Origin of the sequence: Oerskovia gallyi, from assembly GCF_014836745.1 — a bacterium.
GTDB classification, from domain to species: domain Bacteria; phylum Actinomycetota; class Actinomycetes; order Actinomycetales; family Cellulomonadaceae; genus Oerskovia; species Oerskovia paurometabola.
Window position 1 is genome coordinate 311,539 of the sequence record NZ_JACSQE010000004.1, and the last position, 25,283, is coordinate 336,821.

19 protein-coding genes and 1 pseudogene are annotated in these 25,283 nt (G+C 72.5%); 18 read left to right on the forward strand and 2 right to left on the reverse strand.

From position 1 onward, the window contains the following. The first annotated feature begins 59 nt into the window (after positions 1-59). Together H9640_RS07140 and H9640_RS07145 are read left to right on the forward strand one after the other, a co-directional pair. Positions 60-1,058 carry a cyclase family protein gene (locus tag H9640_RS07140; RefSeq protein ID WP_191790011.1) on the forward strand — a complete coding sequence of 333 codons (999 nt, stop codon included), beginning with the start codon at positions 60-62 and terminating at the stop codon, positions 1,056-1,058. A gap of 76 nt (positions 1,059-1,134) precedes the next feature. After that, the gene (locus H9640_RS07145; RefSeq protein ID WP_191790012.1) at positions 1,135-2,010 is read left to right on the forward strand and encodes a hypothetical protein; all 876 of its coding nucleotides are present in this window, start codon (positions 1,135-1,137) and stop codon (positions 2,008-2,010) included. Positions 2,011-2,043: 33 nt separating this feature from the next. Here the strand turns inward: H9640_RS07145 and H9640_RS07150 are convergent, their stop codons facing one another. After that, positions 2,044-2,868 (reverse strand): DUF427 domain-containing protein, encoded by an 825-nt coding sequence (locus tag H9640_RS07150; protein ID WP_191790013.1) that lies wholly within the window; start codon positions 2,866-2,868, stop codon positions 2,044-2,046. Positions 2,869-3,459: 591 nt separating this feature from the next. Here H9640_RS07150 and H9640_RS07155 point away from each other — a divergent pair. Beyond that, positions 3,460-4,935, forward strand: coding sequence for an RNA-binding domain-containing protein (locus H9640_RS07155; RefSeq protein WP_318243688.1), 1,476 nt, complete (start codon positions 3,460-3,462; stop codon positions 4,933-4,935). Between the two features lie 273 nt (positions 4,936-5,208). Here H9640_RS07155 and H9640_RS07160 read toward each other — a convergent pair. Then, positions 5,209-5,763 (reverse strand): annotated as a pseudogene (locus H9640_RS07160) (GAP family protein); the annotation flags it as partial. Positions 5,764-5,968: 205 nt separating this feature from the next. On the opposite strand from H9640_RS07160, the gene hrpA reads away from it, so the two are divergent. From hrpA to H9640_RS07235, 15 genes are all read left to right on the forward strand, one after another. Continuing rightward, entirely contained in the window at positions 5,969-10,858 is a 4,890-nt protein-coding gene (hrpA, locus tag H9640_RS07165; RefSeq protein ID WP_191790016.1) for an ATP-dependent RNA helicase HrpA, read from the forward strand. A gap of 149 nt (positions 10,859-11,007) precedes the next feature. Then, entirely contained in the window at positions 11,008-11,781 is a 774-nt protein-coding gene (locus tag H9640_RS07170) for an SDR family oxidoreductase (RefSeq protein ID WP_191790017.1), read from the forward strand. A 141-nt stretch (positions 11,782-11,922) separates the two neighbouring features. Beyond that, the gene (locus H9640_RS07175; RefSeq protein WP_191790018.1) at positions 11,923-12,447 is read left to right on the forward strand and encodes an O-acetyl-ADP-ribose deacetylase; all 525 of its coding nucleotides are present in this window, start codon (positions 11,923-11,925) and stop codon (positions 12,445-12,447) included. Positions 12,448-12,652: 205 nt separating this feature from the next. Next, positions 12,653-12,871, forward strand: a complete 219-nt coding sequence (locus H9640_RS07180) for a hypothetical protein (protein ID WP_191790019.1) — start codon at positions 12,653-12,655, stop codon at positions 12,869-12,871. Continuing rightward, complete coding sequence (locus H9640_RS07185; protein WP_191790020.1) at positions 12,871-14,088, forward strand: YeiH family protein; 1,218 nt, start codon at positions 12,871-12,873, stop codon at positions 14,086-14,088. Before H9640_RS07180 ends, H9640_RS07185 begins: the two co-directional genes overlap by 1 nt. Before the next feature lie 246 nt (positions 14,089-14,334). Next, positions 14,335-16,167 (forward strand): YhgE/Pip domain-containing protein, encoded by a 1,833-nt coding sequence (locus H9640_RS07190; RefSeq protein WP_191790021.1) that lies wholly within the window; start codon positions 14,335-14,337, stop codon positions 16,165-16,167. 194 nt (positions 16,168-16,361) lie between these two features. After that, the gene (locus H9640_RS07195) at positions 16,362-16,814 is read left to right on the forward strand and encodes a hypothetical protein (protein ID WP_191790022.1); all 453 of its coding nucleotides are present in this window, start codon (positions 16,362-16,364) and stop codon (positions 16,812-16,814) included. Continuing rightward, positions 16,811-17,134 carry a winged helix-turn-helix domain-containing protein gene (locus H9640_RS07200; protein ID WP_191790023.1) on the forward strand — a complete coding sequence of 108 codons (324 nt, stop codon included), beginning with the start codon at positions 16,811-16,813 and terminating at the stop codon, positions 17,132-17,134. The genes H9640_RS07195 and H9640_RS07200 overlap by 4 nt, the downstream gene beginning before the upstream one ends. A 111-nt stretch (positions 17,135-17,245) precedes the next feature. Beyond that, on the forward strand, positions 17,246-17,926 hold the full coding sequence (locus H9640_RS07205; RefSeq protein ID WP_191790024.1) for a DNA-3-methyladenine glycosylase I: 681 nt from the start codon (positions 17,246-17,248) through the stop codon (positions 17,924-17,926). 44 nt (positions 17,927-17,970) lie between these two features. After that, positions 17,971-19,416: an L-serine ammonia-lyase gene (locus tag H9640_RS07210; protein ID WP_191790056.1), complete on the forward strand. Its 1,446-nt coding sequence runs from the start codon at positions 17,971-17,973 to the stop codon at positions 19,414-19,416. Positions 19,417-19,604: 188 nt separating this feature from the next. Further along, complete coding sequence (locus H9640_RS07215) at positions 19,605-20,864, forward strand: sensor histidine kinase (protein WP_191790025.1); 1,260 nt, start codon at positions 19,605-19,607, stop codon at positions 20,862-20,864. Next, on the forward strand, positions 20,861-21,541 hold the full coding sequence (locus H9640_RS07220) for a response regulator transcription factor (RefSeq protein ID WP_318243689.1): 681 nt from the start codon (positions 20,861-20,863) through the stop codon (positions 21,539-21,541). The genes H9640_RS07215 and H9640_RS07220 overlap by 4 nt, the downstream gene beginning before the upstream one ends. A 125-nt stretch (positions 21,542-21,666) precedes the next feature. Continuing rightward, a complete protein-coding gene (locus H9640_RS07225) occupies positions 21,667-22,875 on the forward strand; it encodes a hypothetical protein (RefSeq protein WP_191790026.1) in 1,209 nt (402 codons plus the stop codon). A gap of 84 nt (positions 22,876-22,959) precedes the next feature. Further along, entirely contained in the window at positions 22,960-24,078 is a 1,119-nt protein-coding gene (locus H9640_RS07230; protein WP_191790027.1) for an App1 family protein, read from the forward strand. A gap of 71 nt (positions 24,079-24,149) precedes the next feature. Then, entirely contained in the window at positions 24,150-25,190 is a 1,041-nt protein-coding gene (locus H9640_RS07235) for a hypothetical protein (RefSeq protein ID WP_191790028.1), read from the forward strand. Positions 25,191-25,283 lie beyond the last annotated feature (93 nt).

Sequence of the window (25,283 nt, forward strand, 5' to 3'; positions counted from 1 at the left end):
GGGGGGGGCGGCCTCGCTGCGTCTTCCCGAGGGTCCGCCCCCGGTGCGACACTCCGGTGATGACCGAGCACCGCGCGCACTTCGACGCCCACGTGACCTTCGCCAACGGCGGCAGCCTCCGCACCGAGGGGTTCCGTCTCGACGTCCCGTCGGGCGACCTCCTGCCCGACGACGTCGCTCGCCTCCTCGTCGGGCACCTGGGCCTCGCGCTGGTCGGGTCGGTCGAGGTCACGGGACTGACGTTCGTCGAGGAACCGCACGTGGGGAGCCGTGGGGCGAGCGGGGGTGACCGTGTCGCCACCGAGGGTGGCCGTGCGGACGCCGAGGGTGACGGCCCGGGCGCCGCTGCTCCGCGCACGACCCGGCTCGTCGACCTGAGCCACACCGTGCGCGAAGGCCTCGTGACCTACCCGGGGCTGCCCGCACCGACCATCACGCCCTTCTTGACCCGCGCCGACTCCGTCGCGAAGTACGCGCCCGGCACGCAGTTCGCGATGGACGTGCTGACGATGATCGGCAACACGGGCACCTACCTCGACAGCCCCTTCCACCGGTACGACGACGGGACCGACCTGTCCGGGCTCGGGCTCGAGACCCTCGTCCGGCTGCCCGCCGAGGTGTTCCGGCTGAGCGAGTCGGTCGACCCCTCGCGGGGTGGTCGTCGCGGGATCGGCGCCGAGGTCTTCTTCGACCGCGATCTCACCGGGAGCGCGGTCCTGCTGCAGACCGGCTGGGACCGACACTTCGGCACCCCGGCCTACGGCGAGCCCGCGCCGTTCCTCACCGAGGCGGGCGCGCAGCACCTCGTCGACGCGGGCGTGACGCTCGTCGGGATCGACTCGCTGAACATCGACGACACCGACCCCGTGACGTCCGGCGGGGCGCGCCCCGCCCACTCGCTGCTGCTCGCGGCGGGGATCCACGTCGTCGAGCACCTGACGAACCTGGGCGACGTGCCACCCCGCGGGGCCCGGTTCACAGCCGTGCCGCCCAAGGTCGAGGGGTTCGGGACGTTCCCGGTGCGGGCGTTCGCGGAGGTCCCCGCCCACCGAGGGTGACCGTGTCGGATGCCGACGGTGACCGCACCGTCACCCTGGGCGGTCCGGTCCGTCGCCCTCGTCGTAGGCTCGGCGCATGTCCGACGACCAGAGCCCCGCCCACGACGTCCTCCCGTTCGGCCGTGCCCCGCGCCCGGACAACGGCCCCGCGCTCGCCGAACGTCTGCGCGACGTCATGACCAAGAACCTGGGCGACCACGCCACGGGCCTGGACCGCGTCCGCATCGACGCCGCGACCGTCCCCGGCAGCCCCGACGTCCAGAGCCTCGACGTCGACGTGACCGGGCTCGTCGTCCGCGCCATGGGTGCCGCCGACGCCCCCGACCCGGCCGAGAACGTCGAGCACGTGACCGCGCGCGAGCAGGCCGTCGCCCGGGCGATTCGTGCCCAGGGCCACCCGGTCACGCTCGCCGGTGTCGCCGTCGACCTCGACGCCGAGATCCGCGACCTGCGCTTCTCCTGGGTCGAGGGGGCGGACGGGTCGCTCTCGATCGAGGAGGCCCCGCAGAGCACCGAGCACCCCGTGAGCGGTCACCTCCGCGCTGCGGCGAGCCGCGACGCGCTCGTCAGCACGGCCCGCGAGCTCGCGACGAAGGCCCTCGCCGACCAGGGCTTCACGCTCACGTCCCTCGACGTCGACCTCGCGTCCCGTGGCCCGCGCGCCGCGTCGATCGTGGCGTCGGCGAAGATCCGCAAGGGCTTCCTGTCCGCGAGCGCCCAGATCACGGCGACCGCGTCGATCGACCAGGCCATGGTCCTCACGCTGACCGACGTGGGCGCATCGAGCCGCAACCCGGTCGTCGCCGCGCTCCTCCTGGCGGTGCGCGGAAAGCTCGAGGAGGTCGACGGCAAGCGCATCGACCTCGCGTCGTCCCTGCCGCCCGGCGTGACGCTCTCGGACGTGCGGCTCGACGTCGGCGAGCAGCTCGTCCTGAGCGTCCGGGTGGGCTGAGGCCCGGGCAGAGGGCCCGTCGGGCGGTCTCGGTCAGCGCCGCCCGCGGGGGAAGAACAGGCTCTCGGGGCGCGGCACCTGGACGCCGTCGAGCGTGAGGTCGGTGCGCTCGCACCAGAAGGCGACGTACCCGCGCACCCTCTCGCCGTCCGACAGGGGGTCCTCGTAGCTCCAGCCGATGTCGGCGCCGTCGGGGTCGCCCGACGAGAGCGACCAGTAGCGGGCGTGCCCCTTGTAGGCGCAGTCGCTCGTCGTCGGGCTCGGCGTCAGGGCCTCCCACCGCACGTCCTCACGGGGGACGTACCAGCGCAGCGGCAGGTAGGTCTCGGTCAGCGCCATGGCCCGGTCGCTGTCGGCCAGCACCACCCCGCCCAGGGAGACGACGACGTGGCGTGCGCTGGGCACGACGTCGACCCACTTGAAGGGGTCGCGCGGGTGAGCGGCCAGGGGCTGCTCCTCGGCGAACCAGTCGAACGCCTGGAAGTCGACCAGGACGTGGCCCGCGAGGTCCTCGTCGTCGGGGCGGAAGAACGGGGCGGTCGCACCGTCCGCTCCCTCGAACCACACCTCGCTCCCCGGGCAGGTGTGTCGTTCGAAGTGCAGCGGGTGCGGGATCAGGCCGTGCCGCACCTGCCCGTCGCGATGCTCGCCCTCGACGAGGGACGCGCGCACGTCCGTCGCGGGGACCGCGTACACCGGCAGCAGCCGCCACGGCTCCCAGACGAGACGGGCGGACGTCGAGCGGAGCACGACGTCCTGGGGGTCCTCCCGCCGCACCGCTCGGATCTCCTGGGCCACGGGGTACCACCGCAGCCGATCGAGATCGAGCTGCCAGCGTTCGACCCAGGACGTGGCCATGTCCTCAGGGTGCGCCCGAGTCCGAGCGGCTGCAATCCCGGGAGCCGGCGGTGCGCACACCGCGCCCCAGCCCACGTACTGCCTTGCACCCTGTACGCCAGGATCATGAGGAGCACCTTCCCGCACGCCGAGCGGATCACTCAATCCTCGAGCGGCATCTCGAAAAGCACCCCGGCTCTGGGACCAGCTCGCAGTGCCTCTGGATACCTCGGCATGTGTCTGCTCTGGTCAAGAACTTGTGGGGCAAGGCACGCGTTGTGCGCCCCCGATGATCGCCTGCTCGATACCGTTGATCTGGTACTAAGCCCCTGCGGTTCTCTCTCGAATCGTCCAACGCTTGCGTGCCGCGAGAGCACTCCGTCGCGTGGAGGCCCTCGACAACAAGATCCAGGGACCGCGAACGGTGACTTCGTCTTGCATGGGAGCGAACACCTCACCTTCGGGGTTGGCCACCGCTCCAAAAACTGGGAGTAGGCTCGGGGCCCTCAGACGTGGGTAGTCCTGCGCTCTCATATCACGGCCTGTGCACCTACCTCCCGGGACCTGTGTTCGGTACGATCTGGGCTGCCACCTATGGAGGTCACTTCACCCGTGAATACGCCGCAGTCCGACGAAGAACGTCTGCTCGCACAACTCTGCCGAGAGCACGGCGAGTCTCCTTGGCTGGAGTTCAAGGAGAACAACGGCAACCCAGATGAGGTCGGGGAGTACGTCTCTGCGCTCGCCAACGGGGCAGCCGCCGAAGGTCGAGGAACCGCCTACCTCGTGTGGGGAGTTCGCGATTCCGACCATCACGTTGTTGGGACGACGTTCGACCCGTCAACAGCCAAGAAGGGGAACGAGGAGCTGGAATCCTGGCTCACGAGACTCCTCAGCCCGCAGGTGTCGCTACGCTTCCGCAGCGTCCCAAATACTGGAGTAGCGGTGTGGATCCTCGAGATCGGAGCGGCACGAAGCCGACCGGTCGCATTCAACGGCATCGAGTACATCCGCGTTGGCTCCTACAAGAAGCGGCTCAACGCACACCCCGAACTCGAACGACGACTCTGGAAGGCCTTCGAACGAGAGACCTTCGAAACTGGCATCGCAGAATCCCGGGTCACGGAACAAGAGATCTTCGACCTCCTTGACTACCCATCTTATTTCACGTTGCTCGACGCCAGGCTCCCGACGTCACAGCGCGGCATTCTTGAGTACCTGTCCGCAGACAAGCTTATCGTCGCCACGGACGTCGGTTGGGGCATAACAAACCTTGGCGCAGCATTGTTCGCTCGGCAGCTCGCGAACTTTCCCACTCTCGCCCGCAAGCGAGTCCGCGTCATCCAGTACTCAGGCGACAACCGTGTCGAGACGATCCACGAGCGGGAAGGCTCGCGCGGGTACGCGAGCGGCTTCGAAGGTCTGATCGACTACATCGACGGACGCCTCCCCCGCAACGAGGTCATCGGCAAGGCACTCCGGACGGAACGGTCTCTCTACCCGGAGATCGCGATCCGCGAGCTTGTGGCCAACATGCTCATCCATCAGGACTTCTCCTTGACGGGAACAGGTCCGATGATTGAGGTATTCAGATCCCGTATCGAGTTCACGAATCCTGGCGTTCCCATTGTCGATGCGCGCAGGTTTCTCGATCTTCCGCCTCAATCGCGTAACGAGGGGGTCGCGGCCATGATGCGACGTTCCCACATCGCCGAGGAACGCGGATCGGGATGGGACAAGGTAGCTTTCCAGGTTGAGTTCCACCAGCTCCCTGCGCCACGCGTCGAGGTGACTTCCGATCACACCCGCGCCGTCCTCCTCGCGCCTCGCCCTCTCACCAAGATGGACCGCGAGGACAAGACCCGCGCGGTCTATCTCCATGCCTGTCTCCGCCAGGTCTCGGACGAAAGCACTACCAACGCCAGCGTTCGCGAGCGGTTCAGCATCCCTGACCAGAGTTCAGCGCAGGCGTCCAAGCTCCTCAACGACGCCGTCTCAGACGGGCTCATCGCGGTCTTCGACCCCAGTGCCGGGTACCGGGCTCGCCGCTACATCCCCTTCTGGGCAGCCGACGACGCCGTTGTTTGACCGTTGCTTCACTCACGGCTCCCTTCGTCGCAACTTGGGCCGCGGCGCAGGGCCCTGACCTGCGCTAATGCACCACCAAGGCGACTCAGATTGCTTGTTGCTTGCTTCACTCGCCATGTCCGATGTGCCCTTGCACTCTCGGCGCAGGGCCCATGTCGCACTGTCAGGTCGCCGTTTCAGCGTGGGCTTCGTTCAGTACATGACGGTCTGTGAGACACCAGGCACGGGAACGGCGCTCGAGGCCCCTAGGGGCACGCAACCCCAAACCAGGCCCTACGGCTCCCCGATCGCGTTCCCCAGGACCGTGGCCCCGATCACGAGCAGGAACACGCCCATGACGAGCGACGTGTTCGCGGTCAGCCACTGGCGCAGGCGGTCGAGCCAGGGCACGACGCGGGCGGGGGCCACGAGCGTCGCGACGAGGGGGACCACGACCGACAGCCCGCCCACCAGGACGAACGCCAGCACGACCACGACCTCCTGCACGACCCCAAGCGCCGCACCGCCCACCGAGACGCCCGCGGCGAGCACGAACGCGAGCTCCTTGGGGTTGGCGACCGTGACCAGCACACCGAGGACGAGACCACGCGCAGGTGACGCGCCCGCGATCGAGGCCAGCCAGCCGGGGAGGCTCGTCGCCTCCCCCTCGGGCTTCGGGCGCCACTGCGTGAGGCCGAGCACCATGAGCGCGGTTCCCAGGACGATCCGCACCCAGGCGGGGAGCTCGCTCGACCCCAGGAGGTGCTCGACGACGTCCGACGCCGCGACGACGACACCGAGCAGGGCCGCGAGCGCGAGCAGCCGGCCGACGACGAAGGTCACGCCCGAGGACGATGATCGGCAGCGGGCTGAGCGCGACGGCCACTGCGAGGGGGAGTGCTGCGCCGACGACCTCGGCCGTGGAGTTCACGTCGTCACCGTAATGCCACGCCTTCCCACGGGCCGATGCGCCGGGCCGATCGTCCTCGCCACGGCACGTGCCCGACGGGCCCGGGGCAATTGAAGTTGCGACCGCTTGAGAGAATGGTTGGTCGTGAGCACCGAACCGCACGGCCCCGCACGGCCCGCCGTGGACAGCCCTGCGAGCGCCCCCACGGGCGAGGCGGGACGCGAGCCGCGCACGGGCGCGAGCCCACGCCGCCGACGCGGAGGGCGCGGACGGGCGAAGCCCCAGGTCAGCGAGCAGAACCCCGCCCCCGAGCAGGCCGAGCAGGCCGCCGGCCGCCAGGACTCGGCCCGCCTCAGCACGACCGACCGGGCCCGCGGCGAGAGAACTCCCGAAGGTGAGAAGAGAGGCCGTGGCGAGCGTCCGGCGTCGGGCACCTCGACGCGCGGCAACCAGCGCGGCGCCCGCCGCCAGCAGGTCGACCCGGCCCGGCTCGCCAAGGCCGCCGAGCGGCGCGCGCAGGTCGTCGTGCCGCCCATCACCTACCCCGAGCAGCTGCCCGTCTCGGCGCGGCGCGAGGACATCGCGAAGGCGATCGCGGAGAACCAGGTCGTGATCGTCGCGGGCGAGACGGGCTCGGGCAAGACGACGCAGCTCCCCAAGATCGCGCTCGAGCTCGGGCGAGGCCGGAAGGGCCAGATCGGCCACACGCAGCCCCGACGGATCGCGGCGCGCACGGTCGCAGAACGTATTGCCGAGGAGATCGGCACGCCGCTCGGCGAGATCGTCGGCTACCAGGTGCGGTTCACGGACCAGTCGAGCGACCAGACCCTCGTCAAGGTCATGACGGACGGCATCCTGCTCGCGCAGATCCAGCGCGACCCGCAGCTCCTCGCGTACGACACGCTCATCATCGACGAGGCGCACGAGCGCTCGCTCAACATCGACTTCCTGCTCGGGTACCTCACACGGCTCCTGCCGCAGCGGCCGGACCTCAAGGTCATCATCACGTCGGCGACGATCGACTCGCAGCGGTTCGCGCGGCACTTCGCGCCGGGCGGCCCGCTGCCGCCGCTCACCGCGGACGAGCTGGCCGCGGCCGAGCTGACGGGCACGGACGAGGGACCCGACGGCGCCGCGCACCTTCCCGAGACGGCTCCCATCATCGAGGTCACGGGCCGCACGTACCCCGTCGAGATCCGCTACCGCCCGCTGAGCCCTGACGTCGACCCCGAGACGGGCAAGGCCCAGCGGGGCGGCGGCTCCTCCAAGAGCCCTGCCAAGGCCCCCGCCAAGCAGGAGAAGGACCTCGTCACGGGCATCGTCGACGCGGTCACCGAGCTCATGGCCGAGGGACCGGGCGACGTCCTGGTGTTCCTGTCGGGCGAGCGCGAGATCCACGACACCGCCGACGCCCTCGAGTCCCGCCTGGGCGAGCGCACGCGAGACGCCAAGCGCCCCGACTTCGTCGAGATCCTGCCGCTCTACGCGCGCCTGTCCTCGGCCGAGCAGCACCGTGTGTTCCAGGCGCACTCCTCGCGCCGCGTCGTGCTCGCGACCAACGTCGCCGAGACGTCGCTGACGGTCCCGGGCATCCACTACGTCGTCGACCCCGGCACGGCCCGCATCTCGCGCTACTCCAAGGCGACCAAGGTGCAGCGCCTGCCGATCGAGCCCATCGCGCAGGCCAGCGCCAACCAGCGCTCGGGGCGCTCGGGCCGTGTCGCGGACGGCATCGCGATCCGCCTGTACGCCGAGGAGGACTTCCTCTCCCGCCCCGAGTTCACCGAGCCGGAGATCCTGCGCACCTCGCTCGCGTCGGTCCTGCTGCAGATGATCTCGGTGGGCGTCGTCTCCTCGCCCGACGACGTCGCGCGCTTCCCGTTCGTCGAGCCCCCGGACACGCGCTCGATCCGCGACGGCGTGCAGCTCCTGACCGAGCTCGGGGCGCTCGAGACCGTGCCGGAGGACGCCGGCCGCGACGCCCAGCCCGGCCGTGCCGTCACGCGCCTCACCGAGATCGGCCGCGTCCTCGCCCAGCTCCCCATGGACCCTCGCCTGGCCCGCATGATCTGGGAGGGCTCGCGCCGCGGCGTCGCGCGCGAGGTCGCGATCATCGCGGCCGTCATGTCCATCCAGGACCCGCGCGAACGCCCCGCCGAGTACCGTGCCCAGGCCGACCAGCTCCACGCCCGCTTCGCCGACCCCCGCTCCGACTTCCTCACGTACCTCAACCTGTGGGAGTACGTGCGCGAGCAGCAGCACGAGCTGTCGTCGTCAGCGTTCCGGCGGCTGTGCAAGGCCGAGTACATCAACTTCCTGCGCGTGCGCGAGTGGCAGGACGTCGTCGCGCAGCTCCGCGAGATGAGCAAGCCCCTCGGCATCGACATGTCCTACACGCCCCGCACCCGGGGCGACGCGGGCTCGGGAAAGGGAGCGCCGTCGTCGGGCACCACGATCGCCGAGGCGACCGACCAGCCCGTCGAGCGCCGCCTCACCTGGGACGACGACACCATCCACCAGTCGCTGCTCGCCGGGCTGCTCTCGCAGATCGGCATGCAGGAGGCGACCGAGGTCAAGGCGTCGTCCGTCGCGCACCTGCGCGGCCCGCAGAAGGAGCTCGCCATGAAGCGGGCCAAGAAGCAGGCCCGCAACGAGTACCTCGGCGCCCGCGGCGCCCGCTTCGCGATCTTCCCCGGCTCACCCCTGTCCAAGAAGCCCCCCGTGTGGGTCATGGCGGGCGAGCTCGTCGAGACCAGCCGCCTGTGGGGCCGCGACGTCGCGAAGATCCAGCCCGAGTGGGCCGAGGAGCTCGCGACGCACCTCGTCAAGCGCACCTACTCCGAGCCGCACTGGTCCACCAAGCAGGGCGCCGCGCAGGCCAAGGAGAAGGTCCTGCTCTACGGGGTTCCCATCGTCGCCGACCGCACCGTGCTCTACGGCAAGGTCGACCCCGAGGCCGCGCGCGAGATGTTCATCCGCCACGCCCTCGTCCAGGGCGAGTGGACCACGCACCACCAGTTCTTCCACGAGAACCGCCGCCTGCTCGAGGAGGCCGAGGAGCTCGAGGCGCGCTCGCGCCAGCGCGGCCTCGTCGTCGACGACGACGTGCTCTTCGCCTTCTACGACGAGCGCATCCCCGACGACGTCGTCTCGGCCCGCCACTTCGACACCTGGTGGAAGTCCGCCAAGCGCCGCGACCCCGACCTCCTCACGTTCACGCTCGAACAGCTCGTACCCGACGCCGAGTCCGTCGACACCTCGCTGTTCCCCGAGACCTGGGTCCAGGGCGACCTCACGCTCCCCCTGACCTACCAGTTCCAGCCCGGTACGGACGCGGACGGCGTGACCGTGCACATCCCCATCAGCGTCCTGAACCGCGTCGTGCCCGACGGCTTCGACTGGATGGTCCCCGGCCTCCTCGACGAGCTCGCGACCGCGACCATCCGCTCGCTGCCCAAGCCCGTGCGCGTCCAGCTCGTCCCCGCCCCCGACGTCGCGCGCGACATCGTCGCCTGGCTCCGCGACAACACCCCCGCGTGGGAGGACGTGACCCGCGCCGGGGACATGGCCGAGCCCTTCCACGTCGCCTTCACCCGAGCAGTCCGCGCGCTGCGCGACGTGCTCATCCCTGACGACGCCTGGGACGACGCCCGCACCGAACGCCTCCCCGCCCACCTGCGCATGACGTTCCGCGTCATCGAGGAACGCCGCGGCGGCGAGGTCGTGCTCGACGAGTCCAAGGACCTCGTCTCGCTCCAACGACGCCTCGCGCCCCAGGCGCAGGCGGCGGTGCGGGCGGCGGTCAAGGGGGCGGTCGGAGCGGCGTTGCGCGAGGCTGCTGGTTCTCGGTCGGGGGCGCGGGCCGGGGCGGAGGGAGAGGCGGGATCGGCGCTCGGTCTTCCCGGGTCTGCTCGTTCCTCACAGACCCCTGCCAGGCCCACCACGACTCTCGCCACCGATCCCGCCTCTCCCTCCTTCGCGTCCGGCTCACCTTCCGTCGGCTCGCCGTCGTCGGCCGAAGGTCGCCCTGGTGAGGGCTCAGGGGGTACTGGTGAGACGAGTGCGCCCGACGGCGGCGTGGCCTCCGTGGTCGTCGCCGAGGCGACCGGGCTCACCACGTGGCCCACGGGCCTTCCGGGCGGCGTGCTGCCCGAGGTCGTGTCGACGCCCGCCGGAGGCGGCATGGTCGTGCGCGGGTACCCCGCGCTCGTCGAGGAGGTCGACGCCAAGGGCAAGCCGTCCGTCGCGCTCCGCGTCCTCGCCGACCGTTCGACGCAGGACCGTGAGCACGCACGCGGCGTGCGGCGGCTGCTGCTCGGCGAGACCGCTCTGCAGACCGCGCGGGTCACGAGCCGCTGGAGCGGGACGCAGTCGCTGACCATGGCCGCGAGCCCGTACCGGAACACCGAGGCGCTCGTCGCCGACCTGCAGCTCGCGGCCGTCATCGCGCTCACGTCCGGCGCCAAGGCCTCGCAGTACGGGCCGCTGCCCGACGCTGTACAGATCCGGAGCGCGGAGTCGTACGTCGCCGCGCGGGACCTCGTGAAGCGACACCTCGAGAACGAGGTGCACCAGATCGTCGGGCACGTCGTCGCCGCGCTCACGGCCGCACGGGACCTGGACGGCCAGATCCGCTCGGCGAACAGCCTCGCGCTGCTCAACACGCTCCAGGACGTACGTGACCAGGTCGCCGGGCTCGTGGGCGTGGGCTTCGTGTCCCGTACCCCGGCCCACAGGCTGCCGCACCTGACCCGCTACCTGCGGGCGGCGTCGTACCGGATCGAGAAGGCCGCGACCAACCCGCACCGCGACGCCGAGCTCGCGTGGCGTGTGCACGACGTCGAGGAGGCCTACGCCAAGGCGCGTGCCTCCTACGCGGCCGGCCCCGCAGACCCGGGGCGCCTCGCCGAGCTCGACGAGGCGCGCTGGCTCATCGAGGAGTTCCGGGTCTCGCTGTTCGCGCAGCAGCTCGGGACCGACGGGCCCGTGAGCGAGAAGCGCATCCGGAAGGTCCTCGCGCCGGGCGGGTGGTAGGCGGTCGGCCGACAGCAGGACCACCGGTGGGACCTTCGTCACGATCACCGCGTCGGAGGTCCCGGGCGCCCGTTTTCCCCGGTTCTGCGGCCTAACCTGAAGGGGACGGCCAGGAAGGTCTGGCCGCACCAGCTGCTCTGGAGGGCATCATGCGCACCGTCGTCGTCACCGGAACCGCCTCGGGCATCGGCAAGGCCCTCAAGGGGATGCTGGAGGCCGACGGCCACCGCGTCATCGGCGTGGACCTGCGCGACGCCGACGTCACGGTCGACCTCACGACCGACGCCGGCCGGACCGGGCTCGTCGAGCAGGTCACCGCGCTCAGCGGTGGCACGGTCGACGCGATCGTCGCCAACGCGGGCCTGTCGAACGGCAGCCCGGCCACCCTGGCGGTCAACTACTTCGGCGCCCTCGCGACGCTCGAGGGCCTGCGCCCGCTCCTCGCCGGGTCGGACGCGCCGCGGGCTGCGGTCACGTGCTCGATGGCGAGCCTCCTGCCGGTCGACGACCAGCTCGTCGACCTCACGCTCGCGGGCGACGAGGCCGCCGCCCTGGCCCGCGCGGCCGAGCTCGCCGCGGCCGGCACGGGCGACATCATCTACGGCAGCAGCAAGGCCGCGGTCGCGCACTGGCTGCGCCGCGTCGCGCCGAGCGCCGACTGGGCCGGGGCCGGCATCCCCCTCAACGCGATCGGCCCGGGCATCGTCCAGACCGGCATGACCGCCGAGATGCTCGCGACCGAGGAGTCGACCAAGGCCGTCGAGTCCCACGTCCCCATGCCGCTCGGCGGGATCATGGGCCCCGAGGTTCCCGCGAACCTCCTGCGCTTCCTCGTCTCCCCGGAGAACAGCCACATGTGCGGTCAGGTCGTCTTCGTCGACGGCGGCTCGGACGTGGTCATCCGGGGCGACGAGGTCTGGTGACCTGACCGGCTCACCTCGAGGAGGCGGCGCCCCCCCGCGCCCCCCGCGAGTAGGCGGTCCGACGGCGTCACGCGCGTGACGTCGTCGGGCCGCCTTCTGCGTGTCCGCGCAGGGCAGCACGACCCACGCGAGGATGGACGGATGCACCTGTCCGCAGAGCTCGGAGACCTCACGACCGTCGACGTCGACGTGATCGTCAACGCCGCGAACTCGTCGCTGCTCGGGGGAGGCGGGGTCGACGGCGCGATCCACGCCGCGGCCGGTCCCCGGCTGCTCGACGCGTGCCGCGAGCTGCGACGGACGACGCTGCCGGAGGGGCTCCCGGTCGGCGAGGCGGTCGCCACGCCGGGCTTCGACCTGCCGGCGCGGTGGGTCGTCCACACGGTCGGGCCGAACCGTCACCGGGGCCAGACCGACCCCGCGCTGCTCGCGTCGTGCTTCACGCGCTCGCTCGACGTCGCCGCGGACCTCGGTGCGACGTCTGTCGCGTTCCCCGCGGTGAGCGCGGGCGTCTACGGCTGGGACGGGGACGAGGTCGCGCGGGTCGCGGTGGCCGCGGTCCGCGCGTGGGGTGCGGGCGGGGACCGGGGCGTGGTGGACGTGCGCTTCGTGCTGTTCGGCGAACCGCTGCTGGATGCGTTCGAGAGGGCTCTCGCCCAGGACTGACGTGTCCGTCCCGTTCACACGGCGTCACGTTCTCCCGGAGCGTGGACACCCTCTTGCCCCGGTCGGCGGTGACCGCCACCCTGTCGGCCATGCAGATCTTCCGTACGTCGCAGGTGTGTCCGTAGGGCGACGACGCCGCGCAGCCCTGCGCCGGTCGTCGCCCTCGCCGCACCCACCCCCGACGCCGGAACCCGAAGGACCTGCCATGCCCGCACGCGAGAACCCCGTCCCGCCCGCCAGGGCGGAACACGCCCCGACCGCCTCACCGCCCGTCGAGCCCGCCACGGCTCCCGCCCCCCGGTCCGTGACCGTGGACGCCGTCCGACGCGTCCACGTCTCCGAGGACTGGCTGGCGACCGTCGTCGGCCTCGCGATCGTCGCCGTCGGCCTGCTGGGCCTGATCCCCGAAGGGCTGGTGCCCTGATGAGCGCCACGACCCCTGACACGGGCACCAGCACGACACCCCGCCGCGAGGCGGCCGTGGATGGCGACCGCTCCCCCGAGGCGCCCGTCGGCGAGGCGCCCCGGGCGACGCTCGAGGACTCGGTCGTCCAGGACGGGCGCTCACCGGGCGCCCTCTACCTGGTGGCGGGCTTCGTCGTCCTCCTGGGCCTCGCCTGGTCCGCCCGCTTCCTCGAGCAGAGCGTCCCGGAGTGGCTGGCCGACACACCGCTCGGCGGCATCGCGAAGTCCGTGGAGTACCCGGTGTACGCGATCGCGCTCGGGCTGCTCGGCAACGCCGTGCTGTCGGCAACGGGCCTGCGCTCCCGGCTGGCAGCGGCGTTCCGGACCGAGTTCTTCATCAAGACCGGGCTCGTGCTGCTCGGGGCCACGGTCAACCTGTCGCTCGTCGTCTCGGCCGCCGGACCGGCGATCGCGCAGGCCGTGCTGCTCATCACGCTCGTCTTCGGGTTCACCTGGTGGCTCGGCGGGCGCCTCGGCATCGACGACAAGCTCCGGGCGCTGCTCGCGAGCGCGGTGTCGATCTGCGGGGTCAGCGCCGCGATCAGCGCCGCCGGGGCGGTCCAGGCGAAGAAGGAGCAGCTCGCGTACGCGGCGAGCCTCGTCATCCTCTTCGCCCTGCCCTCGATCTTCATCCTGCCTGCCCTGTCCGAGGCGCTGGGCCTGTCGCCCGCCGTCGCCGGGGCGTGGATCGGCGGGAACATCGACACCACGGCCGCCGTGACGGCCGCGGGAGCGCTGGCCGGGGACGAGGCCCTGCAGGTCGCCGCGATCGTCAAGACCACCCAGAACGCCCTGATCGGGGTCGTCGCGATCGCCCTCACGGCGTACTTCGCGTTCCGCGTCGACCGGGTCGCGGGGGCCGCCGCTCCCCGGTGGAGCGAGCTGTGGACGCGCTTCCCGAAGTTCGTGCTCGGGTTCCTGCTCGCCTCGGTCGTGGCGACGATCTACGTCAGCTCCGTCGGGGCGGATGCCGCCGCACCGGACATCGCGATCCTCAAGTCTCTGAGCACGGTGTTCTTCATCGTCGCGTTCGTGTCGATCGGGCTGGAGTTCAACGTGACGGCGGTCCGGGAGGCCGGGTGGAAGCCGGTCGTGGTGTTCGGGTCGGCCGCGGTGTTCAACCTCGTCGTGGGGCTCGCGCTCGCGAGCGTCCTGTTCGCGAACCTGGAGGTCTGAGCCGAGGCGCGCTCTGCCGCTCGTGCCGCTGCTGCGGCTGCTGCCGCTGGCGAAAGGCCCGTCGCGACGTCCGCGGCGGGCCTTTACCAACTTGTGATTTTCGAAGTATCAGATACTTGCTTTCTTTCCTCTTGTGGCCGTTGCTAGCGTCGACGGTGATTTATCTGATACTCGGAGTTGCATCAAGGTGATGGGCACTCCGGAGTCAGACCGGCAACGACGCCGGCCACGAGAGGACCCTCGCACATGACGAACCACGCCTTCCCGCGCCCTTCGCGCGCGCACTCAGCCCTGACCATCGGCGCCCTTGTCGTGCTGGCGCTCGCCGTCGTCGCGCTCGTCGCCTACCTGCTGATCTTCAACGGCAAGGTGGCCGACGGCGCCACGCGCCTCGACGACGGAGCCACCCGCCTCGAAGCGGGCGCGGCCGAGCTCGCCGACGGCGCCGAACGCGCCGAGGAGGGCGCAGGCAAGCTCGCCGACGGCTCGAAGGACCTCGAGGACGGGGCCAAGAAGCTCTCGACCGGGGCCACCCAGGCCTCCAGCGGGGCGACCCAGCTCGCGGACGGCAGCGTGACCGCGCTCGACGGTGCCGCACAGCTCGCGGCCGGGGCCGACGAGCTCAACGCCGGAGCGGCCAAGCTCGCGCCGGGGGCCGCGGACGCCTCGGCCGGTGCGAACAAGCTGGCCGCAGGCGCGAGCGACCTGCGGGCCGGCACCGCAGAGCTCGCGCCCGGGGCCGCCGCGGCGGCGGAAGGCTCCGCACAGCTCGCGGCGGGCTCCGCCGAGCTCAAGAACGGGGCAGCTTCCCTCGCCGACGGCGCATCACGGGCCGCCGCCGGCGCCGAGGCCATCCACTCCGCGTCGGGCGGTCTGGTCGCCGGGTCGGGTGAGCTCAGGGCGGGGGCCAAGCAGAAGCTCGGCGACGCCGTCACGGGTCTGCGTGGCGGCGTCGCCCAGCTCGACGTCGGTGCAGACCGCATCACGACGGGACTGTCGAACGCGGGGGCCGGCGCAGGTTCCCTGGCGGCCAACGCCGCGACACTTCGCGACGGGGCCACAGCCTCCAAGGCGCAGGCGGGCACGGCCGCCGCCACGCTGGGCGCTCTCGCCGCGTCGGCACAGGCCTCCGCGGACGCGACGACGGACCCGGTGGCCAAGAAGGCGTTCCAGGACCTGGCCACCGAGCTCACGTCCCTCAAGGGCGGCACGCCGGAGCAACCCGGCGTACTGGGACTGGCCGGAGCGTTCGACGCGCTGGCAACGGGGGCGACCAGGCTCGAGACGGGCGCCGCCGGACTCCAGTTCGCCCTGGGGACCGGGACAGAGGACAAGCCCCAGCTCCTCGCGGGCGCTCAAGCCCTCAAGGGTGGGATCGGCAAGCTGGGTGCGGGAGTCGACTCCCTCTCGGCCGGAGTCACGACGCTCGACGGCGAGATCGGGAAGGTCCAGGCCGGGGCCGCCCAGCTCCAGACGAAGCTCGGCGAGCTCAGCACCGGGACGCGGAGCGCCGCGACCGGCGCGACCCAGCTGTCCGCAGGGGCGGCGAAGGCCAACGGTGGAGCGCTCGCGCTCGCGGAGGGCACCACCCGGCTCGCGGAGGGCGCGACCGCGCTCGACGCCGGCGCAGGCAAGCTGCAGTCGGGTGCCAAGGACCTCGCCGCGGGCAACGCGAAGCTCGCCGCGGGCGCGCGCGACCTGTTCGCGGGCACCACGAAGCTCGAGAACGGGTCGCTCAGCCTCCACACGGGCATCAACGCCCTGTCGAGCGGCGCGACGACGCTCGCGGCGGGCAACACCGCGCTCGCCGAGGGGGCGGGCACCCTGCACGCGGGCACCACGACGCTCGCGGACGGCGCGGGCGAGCTCGCGAAGGGCAGCTCGACGCTGGCCGACGGTGCGGGCACGCTCGCCGACGGCACGGTCGAGATCTCGGACGGCACGACCAAGATGAAGTCGGACGTCGAGAACAGCCCGGCCGGAAAGCTCTCGCTCGGCATGTCGGCGATCGCGGGCGGGAGCCTGCTCGCCGGTGTCGTCGGGATCGGACTGGGGTTGCGCCGCCGGCTCACCATCTGACCGGCTGACCTGCGCGATCCCGCGCGGCGCCTCACAGTCGACGGTGACGCCGCGCTTCTCGAGGGTGGCGGGGCCGCGTCCACGACCTGGACGCGGCTCCCGCCGCCCTCGCTCTGCGTCCGGGACTCGGCCCCGCAAGGATGTCCGCCTGGCACTTACTTGCCAAGCAGGAAAGTAGATGCTTCGATGGACAGATGAGCAACGACGCACTCTCCCCCACCGCCCCGACTCCGCAGGACGCCGCCGCCGCGCTCGACCTCGCGAACCGGAGCGCCGCGGCGACAGCGGGCATCGGGCACCGCTGGCTCCAGAGCCTGCTCCTCGCCTGGGCCGCCATGACCATCGCCGTGGTGCTGCTCGTCGGCCTCGGGGGCGTTCCCGGCATCGTCGTCGGCTCCCTGATCGGCCCCCTCTTCGCCGGCACGGTCGCGATCTGGGCCGCCCGCCAGGGCATCCGGGCCCGCAGCCTGAACGGTCGCTACCTGCTCGCCGTCCTCCTCTGGGCCGTCCTCTACGGCGCGGCGCTCACCCTCGGCCTGCCGGGGCAGGCCGGCAACCTGGGCTACTGGCTCCCCGCCGCACTGGCCACCGCCCTCCCGATGCTCGTCGCCGCCCTGTGGCCCCGCCGCGAGGAGCTGGCGGCATGACCGAGACGCACCCCCGCCACCGGCTCGACGACGTCATCCACTCCCCCGTCCGGCTCTCGGTCGTCGCGGCGCTCGCCGGGGTCGAGAAGGCCGACTTCAGGTCGTTGCGCGACGCGATCGAGGTGTCCGACTCGGCACTCTCCAAGCAGCTCACGGTGCTCGAGGACGCGGGCTACGTCGCGATCACCAAGGACCGCGTGGGCCGCCGCCCGCGGACGTGGGCCGCCCTCACGCCTGCCGGGCGGGCCGCTCTCGCCGCGCACCTCCAGGCGTTGCGCGCGATCGCCGAGCAGCAGCTCCCGGCGGTCACCGACGCCTGATCCACAGGGCCTGTGGACGCAGGCCGTCCACAGGCGCCTGGATGCGCGCGGCCCCCACAGGGCGACCGCGCCGCACACCACGCGTGGGTGCCGTGCGGAAGAGTGGGCGCCATGACCACGACCGAGGCCACCGGCCAGCACGTCCCCGAGCCCACGGCACCGCTCGCCGCACCGGCCGACTCGCCCGCCTCTCCCCCCGCGGGCGCCCGCTGCTTCGGCGACGGCGACGCGCTCTACGAGGAGTACCACGACACCGAGTGGGGGGTCCCCGTCCACGGGGACGAGGCGCTGTTCGAGCGGCTGGCGCTCGAGGCCTTCCAGTCGGGCCTCGCGTGGATCACCGTGCTGCGCAAGCGCCCCGCGTTCCGCGAGGCGTTCGCGGGATTCGACCCGGAGGTCGTCGCACAGTTCTCCGAGGAGGACGTCGAGCGCCTGCTCCAGGACGCCTCGATCATCCGCAACCGGATGAAGATCGAGGCCACGATCTCCAACGCGCGCGCCCTGCTCGCGCTGCACGAGCAGGGTCGGACCCTCGACGAGCTCGTCTGGTCGTTCGCCCCGGGGGGTTCGCGCGCGCCCGACGACGGTACTCCCGTCGACCGTCCGCGTCCCGCGACCTTCGCGGACCTCGCGGCCAGCACTCCCGAGTCGGTCGCCCTGGCCAAGGCGCTCAAGAAGGAGGGTTTCCGCTTCATCGGCCCGACGACGGCCTACGCGGCGATGCAGGCGTGCGGGCTCGTGGACGACCACCTGGCGACGTGCCCGGTGGTGACCGGCGAGTCTTTGCTATAGCAGAACGGTTCCATCTTCTGAGACAGGATGCGATCATGAGGACCATGTCCTCGTACGTCAGCGTCCTCGACCTCTTCTCGGTCGGCATCGGACCCTCGAGCTCGCACACCGTCGGCCCCATGCGCGCAGGCACCACCTTCGCGCGCGCTCTCGACGAGCAGGGGGCCCTCGACCAGGTCACGGCGGTCAAGGTCGTGCTGTGCGGCTCGCTCGGCGCGACGGGGATCGGCCACGGGACACCGGACGCGGTCGTCGCGGGCCTGCGCGGGCTCGACCCGGAGACGTGCGACCCCGACGACGTCCCGGGGAGCTGGGAGCGCCTGGGCGAGGGGCACGAGGTCCGGCTGCTCGGCCGCCGGGTCGTGACCATGGCGACCGCGGACGTCCGCCTCGCACCGCTCACCCGGTTGCCCGGCCACCCCAACGGGATGCGCTTCACGGCCCTCGACGCAGCCGGTGACGTGGTCGCCGAGCAGGTGTACTACTCGGTCGGTGGGGGCTTCGTCCTCACCGAGCAGGAGCTCGAGGCCGCCGCGGCGAACGAGGAGGCCCAGCACGCGGCCGAGCTCGCGGGCGCACCGATCGACCCCGCGACCGAGCCCTCGGACGTCCCGCACCCGTTCGCCAACGCCGCCGAGCTCCTCGCGTCCTGCACGCTCGAAGGGCGCAGCATCGCCGAGACCGCGTGGGAGAACGAGGTGTCGCTGCGCCCCGCCGCGGAGGTCGGAGCGGGGCTCGACCGGATCTGGCGCACCATGAGCGAGTGCGTGGACGCGGGACTCGACCGCACCGGCATGCTTCCGGGGAGGCTCAAGGTCCGCCGTCGGGCGCGGGCGCAGCGCGAGAAGCTCGAGGCCGCGGAGGCCGACGGCGCCTCCGACCTGTCGATCGAGTGGCTCCAGGCCTACGCCATGGCGGTCAACGAGGAGAACGCCGACGCGCGCCGCGTCGTCACGGCGCCCACCAACGGCGCGGCCGGGATCATCCCGGCCGTCGGACGCCACTTCCTGCGCATCCACCCGGACCTCGCGGCCGACGAGGAGGCCACGCGCCAGGCCATGCGCACCTACCTGCTCACCGCTGGAGCGATCGGCGCCCTCTACAAGCGCAACGCCTCGATCTCCGGTGCGGAGGCCGGGTGCCAGGGCGAGGTCGGCTCGGCCTGCTCCATGGCGGCGGGAGCCATCTGCGCGGTGCTCGGCGGCACCCCGGCGCAGGTCGAGAACGCTGCGGAGATCGCGATGGAGCACAACCTCGGCCTCACGTGCGACCCGGTCGGCGGTCTGGTCCAGGTCCCGTGCATCGAGCGCAACGCGATCGCAGCGTGCACGGCGGTCTCGGCCGCCAAGCTCGCCCTGCAGGGCGACGGCGCGCACGTCGTCTCGCTCGACACCGTGATCGAGACCATGCGACAGACGGGCCTCGACATGTCGACCAAGTACAAGGAGACGTCGACGGGCGGCCTCGCGGTCAACGTCATCGAGTGCTGAAAGCGGTCCGGGTCATCGAGTGCTGACGAGCGGTCCGGGTCATCGAGTGCCGAGAGCGGTCCGTCCCGCCGCGACCAGACACAGCCGGCCGGGCCTGGTCCCCAGGAGCGGCGCGGACCCACGGCTGACATGATGTCGAGATGTCCGGCTCGTCCCCCGAGGCAGCGAGTGGCGCATCGAGACCACGTGTGTCGCTGCGCTCTCTCGTCGCGCCCCTGAGGTCGGGGGCCACGGTCAGGGCGGGAGTGTTCCTGGTCGTCGGTGGGCTCGTCGCCGGAGCGTACGGGCTGCTGATCGAGGGGTTCGTGCAGATGTTCGCAGACCCGCAGACCGCGACTCCTACGACGGCAGCGCTCGCCGTCGTGGCGACGACGCTCGCCGCGGCGCCACCCTTCCTCGCCCCGGTCCGGACGGTCGAGGTGCTCGCGGCGCGCACCCTGCTCGACGTCGACGTCCAGACCCCGTCGGACCGGCCGAGCCCCACCGCTCGGTGGCGGGGCGCGGCGTGGTTCACGCTCCACCTCGTGCTCGGTCTGGTCGTGGTCGTCTCGCTGCTGGTCGTCGTCCCGCTCGTGCTCGACCTTCTGCTCTCGCTGTTCGGGACGCGCCCCTTCCTCGAGCCTGGTTGGCTGCCGGCCTGGCTGGCGCACCCGCCCCTGCGTCTCCTGCTCGCGCTCCTCGTCCTCGTCGCCCTGCCCTACGTCGTGGTCGGGGCACGGGCGGTGCTGCGGTCGGCGGCGCCGGTGCTGCTGGGCCCGGACCAGAGCGAGCGGATCGCCGAGCTCGAGGCGCAGACCGCACGACTGGTCGCGCGCAACCGCCTTGCGCAGGACGTGCACGACGGCGTCGGTCACGCCCTGACGATCACCGTGCTGCAGGCCGCGGCTGCGGCGCGGACCCTGGAGTCCGACCCTGCGGCGGCTCGCCGTTCGCTGGCAGCCATCGAGGAGACGGGACGCCATGCCATGGCCGAGCTGGACGACCTGCTGCGGCGCTTGCGCAACCCCGGGTCGGCCCCTGCGCCGGGGCGCGAGAGGTCGCTCGAGCACGACGACCTCACGACCCTCGTCGAACGCGCCCGCCAGGCGGGGGCGGACGTCACGCTGGTCCTCGTGGGGGACGTGGCACGGGCGCCGGACGAGGTGGTCCGCGAGGTCTACCGGGTCGCCCAGGAGTCCCTCACCAACGCGCTGCGGCACGCTCCGGGGGCGCCGGTCACGGTCCGGGTCGTGCGCGCCACCGACCTCGGCATCGAGGTCCGCAACCCGTGGTCGCCCGGGCGTGGGGCGCCGGAGGAACGGCGTGGCCACGGCCTGGCGGGCATGCGCGAGCGTGTGACGGCGCTCGGCGGCACGCTCGTCGCGGGGCCCGACGGCGGAGCGTGGGTCGTGCGCGCGTCGTGGCCCGTCGTGGAGGACGAGCCGGAGAGCCGGGTGGCGACCTCGTGAGGCAGGGCGACCGTCCCCCCGCCGGAGGGCTCGACGTGGTGCGTGTCCTGGTCGTCGACGACGAGCCGCTCGTGCGGGCCGGGTTGCGCGTGATCCTCGACGCCGAGCCCGACATCGAGGTGGTCGGGGAGGCGGCGGACGGTGTCGAGGTACCGGGAGCCGTCACGGCGACCCGACCCGACGTCGTCCTCCTCGACGTCCGCATGCCGCAGGTCGACGGGATCGCTGCGACCCGCGCGATCGTGGCCCGCGACCCGGCTCCTCGGGTGCTCGTCATGACGACGTTCGAGCACGACGACCACGTCCTCGACGCGCTGCGCGCCGGCGCTCACGGCTTCCTGCTCAAACGGGCGCGCCCGCAGGACCTGGCCCAGGCGGTGCGCGTCGTGGCGCTCGGGGAGTCGCTGCTCTTCCCTGACGCGGTGCGCCGGCTGGCGACCGCTCATCCTGCTCGCGGGGACGCCTTGCGCTCGGCCCGGCTCTCCGAGCGCGAGGGCGAGGTCCTGCGCCTCATGGCCACCGGAAGGTCCAACCAGGAGATCGCGAGCGAGCTGTTCCTCGGGGTGGAGACGGTCCGCACCCACGTGGGGAACCTGCTGGGCAAGCTCGGGGTCCGCGACCGCACGCAAGCCGTGGTCGCGGCCTACGAGTCGGGCTTCGTCCGTCCCGCCCTCTAGCGAGCGGGTTCCCCCGCACGGGGGACCCCGTTCCCCGTCGCGGGTGATCCGAGCCCGGCCGTCACCGACGAGCCTGAAGGGACAGCTCGCCGGGCACAGCCGGCGACACTCCCCGAGGAGCGACCGTGGAAGACATCGACACGACCGACATCGCGACGACCACCGCCCGACCCGGCACGGATCTGCGTGGCGACCCTCGACCGGGTGGCACCGGGGCCGCACCTCCCCTGCCGGGAACGCGCCGGCCGACGGTCCCCCGCTGGCCGCGCTGGGTCCCTCCCGTGACGATCGCGTGGTGGCTCGCCGGGGCCCTCACCGCCCTCGTCGCCGTCCTCACGGGGCGGAACCTGCCCGTCGGGGCGTCGACGCCGGACGCGGCGGGGACGATCGTCGAGTCCGTCCCGAGCAGCAGCCTGACCGCGGCTCTCGCGATCCTGGGACTGGTCGGGGCGGCGCACGCCGCCTGGATGACGTCACGGTCCGACCGACCGACGACCGGCCGGGTGCGCGCCGTGGCGGTCTCGGTCTCCGTGCTCGCCGCATCCGCCGGCGTCCTGTTCGCCGACACCAGCCTTCTTGCCCGCATGGGGTACCTCCCCGTCGTCCTCGTCCGGGCCCCGTTCGACCCGGAGCTCGCGCAGGCCTTCGACCAGTACGTCGCACCGGCGTTCCTGCTCCAGCTCGGCGTGCTCGTCGCCCTGGTCCTCCTCGCGGTCACGACTACGCTCTTCGTCCGGCGCACCAGCGGGGCGTGCGAGGTCTGCGGACGCCTGGACCCTCCGGCTGACCACCACGCACCGGCACCGGCCGGTCAGGACTCCGCGCGACCGTCGGGCATCGTGGCCTGGGGTCGGCCCGCCGTGTTCGTCGCAGCGATCATCCCGTCCCTGTATGCCGTCACCCGGCTGATCTGGGTCCTGGGATATCCGCTCGGGCTCGACCCCGAGATGTACGAGCAGGACGCGGGCGAGCTGGTCGCCCCCGCAGTGGGGCTCTCGCTCTTCGCCCTGGTGGGTGCCGTGCTGACGCTCGGCCTCGTGCAACGGTGGGGTGAGGTCTTCCCTCGCTGGATCCCGGGCCTCGCGGGACGACGGGTCCCGGTCGCGCTCGCGGTCGTTCCCGCCTCGGTCGTCACGGTCGCGATCCTTCCGGCCGGCCTCTCCATGATCAAGGGTCTGCTGGAGATGTCCCCGTCAGAGGTCCTGGTCAACTGGGCTGCATTCGGTCCTGGCGTGCTCTGGCCCCTGTGGAGCGTGGCCCTCGGGGTCGCGACCTGGGCCTACGCGACCCGGCGCCGCGGCACGTGCCGCGTCTGCGGCCGCCGCACCTCCTGACCAGCGGGTTCTTCCCGGTTCAGCCGATGAAGCCGGCGTCCTTGTGCCAAGGTGGGAGACCAGCACCTTCGACGAGCGGATCCCATGCACCAGACGCACCTCCCCTCCCCGACTCCCCCGGTGGAGCGGCTGCACCTCTCGGCACGCCTCGAGGACCGCATCCGTGCGGCCGCGGTCAAGTTCCTGCGGGCCCGGGGCTGGACCCCGCGCATCGAGGCGTACGTCGGCTACGGCAACGAGGGCTCGGTGCGCGTGCTGGCGCGGGTGCTGCTGAGCCGCCCGCACCGCCGGACGGACCTGGTGTGGAACCGGCGCGGCTGGCGCAACTACCTCACGGTCTCCGCGCCGGGCGAGGTGGTCCGTGCGTCGGTCACGCGGACCGACGGGTCGGGCCAGGAGGAACGACTGGTGACGGACCTGCCCGCCGACCGCGACGGGTACGTGGACGGGATGCTGGACGTCGCGCTCTCCCCGGGGTGGCACGACGTCCAGCTCGCCACGGCGAGCGGTGCCGTCGCGACGGCGCGGGTCTTCGTGGTCGGGCCGGGGCGGCGACTGGGCGTCATCAGCGACATCGACGACACGGTCATGATCACCATGGTCCCCAGCCTGCTGCGCGCGGTGTGGAACACGTTCGGTCTGCACGCGAGCGAGCGGCGCCCGGTGCCCGGCATGGCCGACCTGTACCAGGGCATCGCCTCTGTCCACCCGGATGCCCCCTTCGTGTACCTGTCCAACGGCGCGTGGAACTCCGCGGGGAACCTGGAGCGCTTCCTCGACCGCAACGGCTTCCCGCCCGGGGCCCTCCTGCTGACCGACTGGGGTCCCACCGCGACAGGATGGTTCCGCAGCGGGCAGGAGCACAAGGGCAACGCGATCGACCGGCTCGTGCGCGAGCTGCCCGACGTCGGCTGGCTCCTGCTCGGCGACGACGGCCAGCACGACCCGGAGATCTACGACGCGGCCGCGACGCGCCACCCGACGCACGTGGCCGCGATCGGCATCCGCCAGCTCAGCCCCGCGCAGAAGATCCTCGCCCACGAGCCTCCCGCGCCGTCGTCGGGCCGCAGCGGCGGGGCCTTCCTCGGGACGGTCGCCGCGCCGGGATCGCGCCGCCCCCGGCGCCCGGCGCACGGCGTCCCCACGGCTGGCGGGCCCGACGGCGGAGCGCTCGCCCGGGCGCTCGGACGCGCCCTGCGCTGAGCCCGGCCCGTGCCCGCGACGCGCGAGACGTCCCGGATGCCCCGTGCGTCACGAGATGTTTCGCTGGAGGCATGACCGACGACAGGGAGCGACCAGGCCCAGCAGGCGACCAGGACCCCACCGAACCGATCAGGCCCGCCTTCCCGGCGGCGGGCGGCATCACCGGCGGCAGCGTCCCACCCGCCGAACCCATCCCGAACGCCCCGGACCCGTTCTCCGCCACGGGAGCCTCGACGCCGCCCGGGGGACCCGGCGAGCCGCCTCCCGGCGGACCGGCCGAACCGCCGGGCAACCGCGCGTGGTGGTGGGCTCTGGGCGGGCTCGTGCTCCTCGCGATCGTGGCGGTCGGCATCTGGCTCGCGACCCGCGGTGACGCGGACGGCGACGCCGCCGCCTCTCCCGCCCCGACGCCGTCGGCCACCGTGGGCTCGCAGGCCCCCTCCGACGAACCGACCCCGGAGACCACGACCACCACGGCCTCGCCCACCACGGGCTGCGCCGCGACCGGGACCGGCGTACCCGCGGGCGCGGACACGCACCAGATCGTCGACGTCGACGGCGACGGCCGCCCCGACACCGCCTGGCTCACCGGCGGCGCCGACCGGACGTTCGGCGTCACGACGGCCTCAGGGGCGACGTTCTCCGCCCCCGTCACGTCCGCGAGCCCCGTCCCGGCGAGCGCGATCGTCAACCTCGTCGCGGCCGGCGGCGGCGAGGCGCCGATCGCGCTCGTCGACGTGGGTCGCGAGGTGCTGTTGCTCTCGGTGGCGGACTGCGCCGTGACGGTCACGCAGAACGCGCAGGGCCAGCCGTACACGTTCGACAAGGGGTTCAGCGGCTTCGGGACCGGCGTCGGCTGCACGGCCGTGGACGGCGTGCTGCACCTGGCCGGGCTGGACGCGACCTCGTCCGACGGCTCGACGTACACCGTGGAACGCACGTTCATCGACCTCGACGCGGCGGCGCGGACCGCGACGAACGGCCAGGCAGAGACCGTCGCCGAGGGGGCCGCGGCGACCGACCCCGTCGTCGTCACGGCGCAGGAGACGAGCTGTGGCGACCTCGTCGCGGGCGGCACGGACCCGGGCGGACCGGTCGAGCCGCAGGGCTGAGGACGGGCGGCTCGCGGTCCTCAGGCCTGCGGGGCCAGGGCCGCGATCATCGGGTCGTCCTTCTCGATCATGCCCATCTTCGCCGCACCACCC